General features: G+C 49.4%; 1 protein-coding gene. It reads right to left on the bottom strand.

The window, feature by feature from the left end:
* Positions 1 to 342 precede the first annotated feature (342 nt).
* Positions 343 to 1476, bottom strand: a complete 1134-nt coding sequence (locus DFQ01_RS30685; RefSeq protein ID WP_110047708.1) for an IS110 family RNA-guided transposase — start codon at positions 1474 to 1476, stop codon at positions 343 to 345.
* Positions 1477 to 1660 lie beyond the last annotated feature (184 nt).

Genomic DNA, 1660 nt, shown 5'->3' with positions numbered 1-1660 from the left:
TCTACCCACCTGATATGAACGAAAGTGTCAAGGCGCCATTGTAACTTCCTTGGCACTCTCCGTTTTTCTTTGTTGTTGAAGGGCTGTGCCCTGAAGGCGAAAACGGCTCGTTGACGTTGAGCAGTCTGATATTCGCGGATTGGTTACCGCATTTAATCCCTACGTCCTGCCGAAGCTGCCACGAACTAAATTCGCGAGTTTGTAGAAATGCTCTCATCTACGTATCGCATAGGTGGGTCGTGGATTCTTCGGTTTCGTTTTTCCCTTTCGCCTTGCAGGGCTCAGCCCTCAACTTGAAACTGTTTCCTTTTAACTCATGGCTCAATGGTTTTATTCGACGGATTAACTCACTAATGGAGCAGGCGTTTGCTGCTCCTTTTCAATTTGGCATGCAATCGCCCAGATAAAGCCGCTTAGTTCTCGTGCAATAGCGGTGACTACCTTGTTCTTATTCATACCTCGACCGAGCATCGTCCGATACTTCTCATGCAATCGAACTTGGGCATGCCAAGCCATCGCACATACTTCAGCACTTTGGCCTTTCTGCCGTTTCAACAAATTCCCTTTGAGGGCAGGTTGATACCGATAGCTCCAAGCGGCTTCAACTGCCGCTCGACGAACATGTCGGTTGCCTGCTTTCGTCGTCGCACCGCGCCGAGTCGTCTGTCCCGTGGAGTATTCACTTGGCACTAAGCCCGTATAACCCATGAACGAACTTCCTTTCGGAAATCGTAGGAAACTTCCGACTTCTGCTACCAAGGTTACAGCGGTGATGAGCGCTACGCCACGCAATACCTGCAGGGCCGTAATGAGCGAGGCACGTGGTCCACTTTGTGCTTCTTGAGCCATCCTTTTTTCCAATCGTTCCAAACGCATCATCTCTTCCTGAATCGCATGGATATATTCTTGAAGCACCGTCTGCTGGATCGAACTGTTGAGCTTCAAGACGTGTAGCCACCCCCAGTATTTGGTGGACCAACGACGGACACCTGGGGGACTGGAAATGCCATGACGAAGTAGAAATTTGGTTAATCGGTTTTTAGACCGCAGCAAATTTTCTTTACTATCCTCTCGTGCCCGAACTAAATCCCGCAAATCTTCATCTGCCTCGGTTGGAACGTACACACTTTGCAGTTCACCTGAACGTAGTAATTGAGCCAGTTTCAGTGCGTCCCGACGATCCGTCTTTACTCGGTCTCCTGGACGTGATGGGATAAGAGATGGCGCGATAACCACGCATTCAATTCCCATTCTCGTTAGCAGGCGATACAGCTCATACCCCGTAGGTCCTGCTTCATAACAGACTTCAAGCGTTGCTCCTTCTTTGGTCAAGGTCTGAATGAGCTTCCGTATCGCTTTTTCCGTATGGGCAAACATTCCTACATAGCGAGCGGCTTCTCGACCCTCATCCGCAACTGCAACCGCAATTTTTTCTTTTGATACGTCTAAACCTACGTACTTTTTGGCAAAATTCATTGTATAGCTCTCCTTTGCAATGTGGCTCTGCATGGCAGTCCAGTAGATTGGTTTCTTCTTGGACAGTATTGCCAATGTAACCCACGATTGTTGCAAACGGAGGGCTTCTTTCGTTCATGATAACTAAATCCTCCCTGCTAGGGAGGACCCCATGGGACTCCCGTCCCCTGGACCCCGGAAGGGG

The sequence above is a fragment of the Paenibacillus cellulosilyticus genome (genome assembly GCF_003182255.1).
In the GTDB taxonomy this organism is placed as follows: Bacteria; Bacillota; Bacilli; order Paenibacillales; family Paenibacillaceae; genus Paenibacillus_T; species Paenibacillus_T cellulosilyticus.
This window is presented reverse-complemented; position numbering and strand designations above follow the sequence as displayed.

Excerpts from the sequence above, each read along its gene's own strand:
- DFQ01_RS30685 (WP_110047708.1), bottom strand. The coding sequence starts at position 1,476 with ATGAATTTTGCCAAAAAGTACGTAGGTTTAGACGTATCAAAAGAAAAA.